Below are 8,116 nucleotides of genomic sequence, written 5' to 3'. Positions count from 1 at the left end.
ACACAGAGCCCCAGGGCGACAACCCTGTGTAGTCGATCATCGAACGGAGTCCGATGTCCCTCTTCCGCGTGGTGGCCGCCACGAGCCTGACCCTCGCGCTCGGCGCCTCCCCTGCCCTGGCCGACGAATCCCTTCCCACGCCGCCGCTCACATCGACCGGCGAGTGCCCCGTGCTGGACCCACCACCCGGCGAAGAAGAGCTGGAGCGGTACCTGTGCGGGGACCCGAGGCTGGGACCGACCGAGCCGCCCACCGACGGCCCCGTCGGCGAACTGGTGCAGGGCTACGATCGGTTCGGGGGCCTCTCCCCCGCCGAGTTCCTGGACCGGTGGGCCACCGAGGACGGCTGGGACTACCCCGAGCACGACGGCTTCGTCGTGGACAACGGCGGCCCGCTGAAGGAACTCCAGGAACTGCCCGAAGGGTGGATGCTGGACCGTTTCGGCTCCCCCTGGGGTTCCTTCCTCGCCCCGGCCGGTGCCCCGTTCTCCGAGCGGGCCCTGCCGCCGGACTCCCTGAACACCTGGCCCGACGGGGCCGAGCACAACTACAACTGCTACGAGGTCGTCCTTCCGGTCGACGCCTGGGTGGGTCCGATCGCCCCGCACTTCGAACAGCCCGGCGGCGGTGAACAACTCCTGGTCCCTGCCGAGAGCGTTCCCGAGGCCGACGTCGAAGGCTACGTTTCCGTCAACGACCTCCTGGAATGGGACTACCTCGACCGGCGTCCCGCCGAGGAGTGCGTCTTCCCCGAGGAGTACGCCGCCTAGGAGCCGACCCGGGTGGACTCTGTTTCCGACTCGTGGTGCTCGGGTGCATCGACACCCGCCGGGATCCGACGCAGGGCCACCAGAACGGAAACGGCCAACACCACCAGCACGGTCGCGCCGGTGAGCGCGGCGGCGTTGAGGCCTTGCGTATAGGCGTCGAAGGCCGCCGCCAACAGGTCACCCGCCTCGGCCTCCGACAGGTGGGGCGCGGTGGTGACCGCGCCGGTCACGGTCTCCCCCGCAGGGCCCTCGACCCCGCTCATCGCCGAACGGTAGATACCCGTGGCCACCGTGCCGAGGGCGGCGATGCTCAGGGCCGCGCCGAGCTCCGCGCTGGTCTCCGACACCCCCGCGGCGGCACCGGCGCGCTCGGGCGGTGCGGTGGCCAGCACCAACGTGTTGGCCAGGGTTCCCACCACGCCGGCGCCCATGCTGATCAGCCCGTAGGCTCCGATGAACAGCGGCAGCGGCGTGTCCGGGCCAACCAGGGCGATCATGGCGAACCCGAAGGCTCCCACCGCCAGGCCGGTCGCCATGAGCGGAGCGGGGCGCACCCGAGGCGCCGACACGCTCCCCAGGGCCGCGCCCAAGGCGGTGGTGGCGAAGGTGGGCAGGGCCCACAAAGCGGCGTTCAGCGGGCTGAGCCCGTGCACGCTCTGTAGGAAGGTGAAGGTCAGCAGTCCCATCCCGGCCGCGGCGAAGGACACCGCGGCGTTGCCGCCGACCGACGCGCTGAAGGCGGGCCGGGCGAACAGTGTCAGGTCGATGAGCGGGTGCGCGGCGCGGCGTTGCCGCACCACGAACAGGGCGAGGAAGGCCGCGCCGAGCACCAGGGCCGCTCCACCCTGGGGCTCGACCCCGTGTTCGACGAAGCGCTTGGCCGCATGGACCAGGCCCAGCACCGCCACCAGGGACAACACCGCTCCGGGCAGGTCGAACCGGGCACCTCGGGGGTCACGCGTCTCCGGCACCAGGAAGGGCGCGCTCACCAGGAGCAGCACCATGAGCGGCAGGTTGATGAGGAACACCGAGCCCCAGGCGAAGAACTCCAGCAGGACTCCGCCGAAGATGGGCCCGGCGACCGCGCCACCGGTGAAGGCGATGGTCCAGGCGCCCACGGCGGTGGTCCGCTGCCCGACATCGGTGAACATGCCTCGGATCAGGGAGAGCGTGGAGGGCGCCAGGGTGGCCCCGGCCAGACCGAGCAGGGCGCGACCGGCGATGAAGAGTTCACTGCCCGGAGCGAAGGCGAGCAGGGCGGAGGCGACTCCGAAGAGCAGGGCTCCGGCGAGGAGCAGCCTCCGCCGCCCGATGCGGTCTCCGAGCGAGCCCATGGTGACCAGGAGCCCGGCCAGGACGAAGCCGTAGACGTCCATCATCCACAGCCACTGGGTGGCGGTGGGCTGGAGATCCCGGGCGATGGCGGGTGCGGCGACGAAGAGCACCGACAGGTCCATGGCGACCAGCAGCGCGGGGATGAGCAGGACGACCAGTCCGACCCAGGTCCGGGCGGTGGCGCGCGGTGGTGTGCGGTTCGCGTCCATGAGCCAGATCGTACGTACGTCAAAATCCACCGTCAATATGTACGTACGTCAAAATGCTACGGTGTGCGCATGAGTCAACGTGAGGACCTGCTGGCCGGCGCGAAGAAGTGCCTGGTCGAAAAGGGTTACAGCAAGACCACGGCCCGCGACCTCGCCGCCGCGTCGGGCGCCCACCTGGCCTCCATCGGCTACCACTTCGGGTCCAAGGACAACCTCATGAACACCGCCCTGATCGAGGCCAGCAGCGACTGGGGCGACGCCTTCGAGAAGGCCGTCCGCGACGCCGGACCCACCACCGCGGAGAACCGGACCCGCCTGCTGCTCGCCTCCCTGTTCGACACCCTCCCCGAACACCGCGATCTCATGGTGGCGAGTGTCCAGGCCTTCGCGCACTCCCAGTTCGACGAAGGGCTGCGCACCACCCTGGCCGCGGGGATCGTCGAGGGCCGACGCGAGCTCGGCGCCCTCATCCTCGGGATCCCCTCGGAGGAGGTCGACGACGCCACCGCGGCGGGGCTGGGCTCCATGGTCTACAACCTCGTCACCGGCTACGTACTCCAGTACCTGGTCGCCCCCGACTCCCTGCCCTCCGTCGATCAGGCCGTGGAGGGGATCCGCGCCCTCCTCCCTCAGGAGGACCGACCGCGCGAACGGACCACCCCATGAGAACCGGCTCCGGTCACACGAGCGCCCCGGTGTCCTCGTGGAACACCGGGGCCGGGCGAGCACCCGCTACATGCTGAAACCCATGGGCCTGTCGCCCTCGGCGACCTCGCGACGCAGCCGCTCGCCCTTGGCGTGCGCCTGCGACTTCAGCTCCTCCTGGAAACGGGCCATGCGCTCGGCCAGCTTCGGATCGTGCGCGGCCAACTGCCGCACCGCCAGCAGCCCGGCGTTGCGGGCCGCGCCCACCGCCACGGTCGCCACCGGCACCCCGGCGGGCATCTGCACGATGGACAGCAGGGAATCCATCCCGTCCAGGTACTTCAACGGCACCGGCACACCGATCACCGGCAGTGTGGTCACCGAGGCCAGCATGCCCGGCAGATGCGCCGCGCCGCCCGCCCCGGCGATGATCGCCTTCAGCCCGCGTCCGGCCGCCTCACTCCCGTAGGAGATCATCTCGTGCGGCATGCGGTGCGCCGAGACCACGTCGGCTTCGAAGGGCACGTCGAACTCACGCAGCGCCTCGGCCGCCTCGCGCATCACCGGCCAGTCGGAGTCGGAACCCATCACGATGCCCACCAGGGGCTCACCTTCGGTCACTTCTGGTCTCCTCGCAGGTAGTCGGCGGCGTCGCGGGCGCGCTCCAGCAGGTCCTCATGATCGTCGCCCATCACGGTGACGTGCCCGATCTTGCGGCCCGGACGCACGTCCTTGCCGTAGAAGTGCACCTTCACCTCGGGGTCCTTGGCCATGACGTGCAGGTAGCGACGGTAGATCTGCGGATCCTCACCGCCCAGCAGGTTGGCCATGACGGTGTAGGGGGCGTTGGTGCGCGGCGACCCCAAGGGCAGGTCGAGGACGGCGCGCAGGTGCTGTTCGAACTGGGAGGTGCGGGCACCCTCGATGCTCCAGTGACCGGAGTTGTGCGGACGCATCGCCAGCTCGTTGACGACCACGCCGGCGGCGGTCTCGAACAGCTCCACGGCGAGCACGCCGGTGACGTCCAGCGCGTGCGCGATCTCGATGCCCAGTTCCTGGGCGCGGGTGGCCTTCTCCTCGTCCAGCCCGGGGGCCGGCGCGATCACCTCGTGACAGACACCGCCGCGCTGCACGGTCTCCACGACCGGGTAGACCGCGACCTGACCATGCGGGGAGCGGGCCACCTGCACGGCGAGTTCACGGGAGAAGTCCACCTTCTCCTCCACCAGCAGCGGCACCTCCTCGGCGGCGGCGCGTTCCACGACCTCGCGGGCCTGGTCGGGGTCGGCCGCGACCCACACGCCCTTGCCGTCGTAGCCGCCGCGCGCGGCCTTGAGCACGACCGGCCAACCGGCCTCCTCCGCGAAGGCGGTGACGTGCTCCAGGGTGGTCACCGCCCGCCATCTCGGCGAGGGCGCGCCCAGTTCGGCCATGCGGGTGCGCATGCGCAGCTTGTCCTGGGCGAAGCGCAGGGCGTCACGGCCCGGGCGCAGCAGACCACCGGCCTCCTCGACGGCGCGCAGGACGGGTTCGGGCACGTGTTCGTGGTCGAAGGTGACGACGTCGTGCGCCTTGGCGAACGCCAGGACGTCGTCGAGCCCACGGTCGTCACCCAGGGTGACGTCGCCGCAGACCAGGGCCGCGCTGTCGGCGGGGTTCGCCGCCAGGACCGAGAAGTCCACCCCGAGACCGATGCCGGCCTGGTGCGTCATCCGGGAGAGTTGGCCTCCGCCCACCATTCCCACGCGAGGGACGATGCGGTTACGCTCGCTCACAGTTCCTCAACTCAATGCTCGTCAACCGCGGATGCGGGGCGGTCCCACACACGGTGGAACCTGGCCGTTCGGCTCGGAACCCGCGGCCGGGGTCTTCATCACGGCCCCGGCTAGAGTCTAGGGCGTGCGGACGGGCCGCCCGAGGGCCGCTCCCCGCGCGGCGAGACACCCCCAAGGACTGGAGGCGCAGCTCGTGCGCGAGTTCCTCACCCGGCACCCTCGCATCGCCGAGCCGGCGGCCGAGGTGGGCAAGTTCGGCTCGGTGGGCGCCCTGGCCTACGTGGTGCAGTTGGCCGTCACCAACCTGATGTGGGGTCTGTCCGACCTGCCCCTGCTGGTCGGACAGATCATCGGCACCTCTTGCGCGATCGCGGTCGCGTTCGTCGGCAATCGGTTCTGGACCTTCCGCGACCGGGCCCGCACCGGATACGGCAGGGAGACCCTCCTGTTCTTGGTGATGAACGGGGTCGGCATGCTCATCCAGGTCGGCTGCCTGGGCTTCGCGGTGTACGTGCTGGGCCTGGAGGGACAGTCGGCGAGCAATGTCGCCGGCAACGTCGTGGGGGTGGGTCTGGGCACGCTCTTTCGGTTCTTCTCCTACCGGACGTGGGTGTTCCCACCGGCCCCCGAGCCCGATCCCGCCCCGGGCCCCGAGCCCGATCAACGGTTCGGCTAGGAACGGACGACGCTGCGGGCGACGGCCCCGAAGCGGGGGGCGCAGCGCACCGCGAGGAACGAGTACAGCCCCACCTGGACGGCCGTGACGGCGAGGGTCAGCGGGGTGTCCACGCCCATCGGCAGCCCCGCTCCGATGACGACGCCGGTGCCCACCTCGGAGAGTCGACCCTCCAGGGCGCACCGGGTGAACTGGAACAGGCTGTTGACCATGTGCAGCCCGATCGCGGCCTCCAGGCCACCGGTGCGCCAGGTCAGCCAGGACATCCCCGACCCGAACACCACCAGGGACGCCGTGGTCCAAAGATGGCCCGGATGGGTGGAGGCGTACAGGGCGGCGAACAGGGTCCCGCCGGCGAGGATGGCCGGCCACGGCGAACGCATCACCTTGGAGAACGAGCTCCGACCATCGGAGGAGCCCAGCGAACCGACGAGCTGCATGACGAGCCCGCGCAGCGTGAACTCCTCGGCCGCCGACTGCAACGGCACCAGCAGGACGATGACCGCCATGGCCGCGAGCAGGACCTGGATCCCCTCACCGGTCCCGGCGGGTTCGGCCTCCACCGCCGCCGCGTCCGCCGCGGCCGCGGGCAGCAGCGGCACCAGGAACGCGCACACCAGCGCCAGGGCGAAGGCGATCAGTACACAGGCCCCCAGCCAGCGCCAGCGCATGCGACCGGTGACCGAGATGAGCGACCCGGTCCGGCGCCACTGCACCACACGGGTCACGAAGAACGCGAGCGGGATCAGTAGCGCTATCGACGCCAGCCCGAAGGCGAGACCGGCGATCTCGCCCAGGTTGGCCGATTCCAGCGCCAGACCACTGCCACCGAGGATGGCGACGATGGTCATCACGACCACGACACCGACCCACAGGAAGAACGACAGGACCGCGAAGACCCCGATCACCACGAGCGGCACCCACCACCGGAAGAACCGGTTGCGGGCCAACCTGTGGTAGGACTCACCCTCGGGGATCTCCGAGCGCGCGAACTCGTTCGTACGCACTGGACGCGGAGGTGGCCAAGCCCACACCGAGGGGTCCGGGGTCAGCGCCGGATGCCCCCCGGGCGGAGTCTGCCTCGCGCCCCCGGGAGGGCAGGCCCAGGTCTGCTCCCGGGACTGTTCGAGACCACCGGAAGCCCGCCCCTCCGGCCCCTCGGGCGCGGCGGGCCAGGACGAACCAGGCGGTGGCGGCACATTTCCCATCGTGCGCAGAGACTACTATCCGGCCGTGTATCGCCCGCGTTAAGTCCACGCCGTTATCTCCTGGTCACCGTACGGATCGGTGGGAACGTCACCCGTGCCCGCGTCGGAATAGCGGGACGCCGTGCGTCTGTTGAAAAGAATGGACCTGGGGGTCACACCACAGGCCGACCACCCCATCCCGCTGACCTACGATTGAGCACATGTCCTCCACACCATCCACCGAGCAGGTAAACGCAGCCCTGGCCACGGTGCAAGACCCGGAGATCCACCGTCCCATCACCGACCTCGGCATGCTCAAGAGCGTCGACATCGCCGACGACGGTGCCGTGCACGTCGGTATCTACCTCACGGTGGCCGGCTGCCCGATGAAGGGGCGCATCGAGAAGGACGTGACGGCAGCGGTGACCAAGGTCGCCGGCGTCACTTCCGTCAAGGTCGAACTCGACGTGATGAACGAAGAGCAGCGCAAGGAGCTCCAGACCAAGCTCCGCGGCGGCCAGGCGGAGAAGGAGATCCCCTTCGCCAAGCCCAGCTCGCTCACCAAGGTCTACGCCGTCGCCTCCGGCAAGGGCGGCGTCGGCAAGTCGTCCGTCACGGTCAACCTGGCCGCGGCCCTGGCCGCCGAGGGTCACAAGGTCGGTGTGGTCGACGCCGACATCTACGGTCACTCCGTGCCGCGCATGCTGGGCGCTTCGGACTTCCCGACCAAGGTCGAGGACATGATCCTCCCGCCCACCGCCCACGGCATCAAGGTCATCTCGGTGGGCATGTTCACCGAGGGCAACACGCCCGTCGTCTGGCGCGGTCCCATGCTGCACCGCGCCCTGCAGCAGTTCCTCTCCGACGTCTTCTGGGGCGACCTGGACGTCCTGCTGATGGACCTGCCCCCGGGCACCGGTGACATCGCCATCTCCGTGGCCCAGATGCTGCCCTCCGCCGAGTTGCTCGTGGTCACCACCCCGCAGCAGGCCGCGGCCGAGGTCGCCGAGCGCGCCGGCGCCATCACCGCGCAGACGCACCAGCGCATCGCCGGTGTCATCGAGAACATGTCGTACTACCAGCCCGACCCGGACTCCGAGCCGGTGTACCTGTTCGGCCAGGGCGGTGGCCAAAAGGTCGCCGACGCCCTCACCAAGACCCTCGGCGCGGAGATTCCGCTGCTGGGTCAGGTGCCGCTGGACACCCGTCTGCGCGAGGGCGGCGACGAGGGGCAGCCCCTCGTTCTGAGCACGCCCGAGGCCGAGGCCAGCAAGATCATCACGAAGATCGCCGACGGCCTGGTCGCCAAGCCGCGCGGGCTCGCGGGAATGCAGCTGGGCATCTCCCCCGCCGGTCGCTAGGGATCGGTTCCCGAACGGCTGGAGGACTGACGTACGGCCCCCGGGTCACCCGACCCGGGGGCCGTCGTGCCGCCGGGGGTCCGTAAGCGGACGCCCCCGCCATCGAAGATGGCGAGGGCGTCCCGACGTTCCTCGAACCGGAACCGTTCGGATCTTCC

At 70.2% G+C, this 8,116-nt stretch carries 8 protein-coding genes; 4 read left to right on the top strand and 4 right to left on the bottom strand.

Annotated features, from left to right (window positions below):
• Window positions 1-53: 53 nt before the first annotated feature.
• Window positions 54-770: a TNT domain-containing protein gene (locus tag K8V84_RS15710; RefSeq protein ID WP_304075573.1), complete on the top strand. Its 717-nt coding sequence runs from the start codon at window positions 54-56 to the stop codon at window positions 768-770.
• Here K8V84_RS15710 and K8V84_RS15705 read toward each other — a convergent pair.
• Entirely contained in the window at window positions 767-2,314 is a 1,548-nt protein-coding gene (locus K8V84_RS15705) for an MFS transporter (protein WP_304075570.1), read from the bottom strand. The two genes, K8V84_RS15710 and K8V84_RS15705, sit on opposite strands and share 4 nt — an antisense overlap.
• 69 nt (window positions 2,315-2,383) lie before the next feature.
• Here K8V84_RS15705 and K8V84_RS15700 point away from each other — a divergent pair, with 69 nt between their 5' ends.
• Window positions 2,384-2,980, top strand: a complete 597-nt coding sequence (locus tag K8V84_RS15700; RefSeq protein ID WP_304075568.1) for a TetR/AcrR family transcriptional regulator — start codon at window positions 2,384-2,386, stop codon at window positions 2,978-2,980.
• 66 nt (window positions 2,981-3,046) lie between these two features.
• Here K8V84_RS15700 and purE read toward each other — a convergent pair whose 3' ends face one another.
• The gene (gene purE / locus K8V84_RS15695) at window positions 3,047-3,580 is read right to left on the bottom strand and encodes a 5-(carboxyamino)imidazole ribonucleotide mutase (protein ID WP_304075565.1); all 534 of its coding nucleotides are present in this window, start codon (window positions 3,578-3,580) and stop codon (window positions 3,047-3,049) included.
• A complete protein-coding gene (locus tag K8V84_RS15690; protein WP_304075562.1) occupies window positions 3,577-4,734 on the bottom strand; it encodes a 5-(carboxyamino)imidazole ribonucleotide synthase in 1,158 nt (385 codons plus the stop codon). Before K8V84_RS15690 ends, purE begins: the two co-directional genes overlap by 4 nt.
• Before the next feature lie 193 nt (window positions 4,735-4,927).
• On the opposite strand from K8V84_RS15690, the gene K8V84_RS15685 reads away from it, so the two are divergent.
• Complete coding sequence (locus tag K8V84_RS15685; protein WP_304075580.1) at window positions 4,928-5,410, top strand: GtrA family protein; 483 nt, start codon at window positions 4,928-4,930, stop codon at window positions 5,408-5,410.
• Here K8V84_RS15685 and K8V84_RS15680 read toward each other — a convergent pair.
• Window positions 5,407-6,417, bottom strand: coding sequence for a CPBP family intramembrane metalloprotease (locus K8V84_RS15680; protein ID WP_304075560.1), 1,011 nt, complete (start codon window positions 6,415-6,417; stop codon window positions 5,407-5,409). The two genes, K8V84_RS15685 and K8V84_RS15680, sit on opposite strands and share 4 nt — an antisense overlap.
• Window positions 6,418-6,818: 401 nt before the next feature.
• Between K8V84_RS15680 and K8V84_RS15675 the strand changes: the two genes are divergently transcribed.
• On the top strand, window positions 6,819-7,958 hold the full coding sequence (locus K8V84_RS15675; protein WP_304075557.1) for an Mrp/NBP35 family ATP-binding protein: 1,140 nt from the start codon (window positions 6,819-6,821) through the stop codon (window positions 7,956-7,958).
• Window positions 7,959-8,116 lie beyond the last annotated feature (158 nt).

The organism is Nocardiopsis listeri (assembly GCF_020741345.1).
GTDB classification, from domain to species: Bacteria; Actinomycetota; Actinomycetes; order Streptosporangiales; family Streptosporangiaceae; genus Nocardiopsis; species Nocardiopsis listeri_A.
This window is presented reverse-complemented; position numbering and strand designations above follow the sequence as displayed.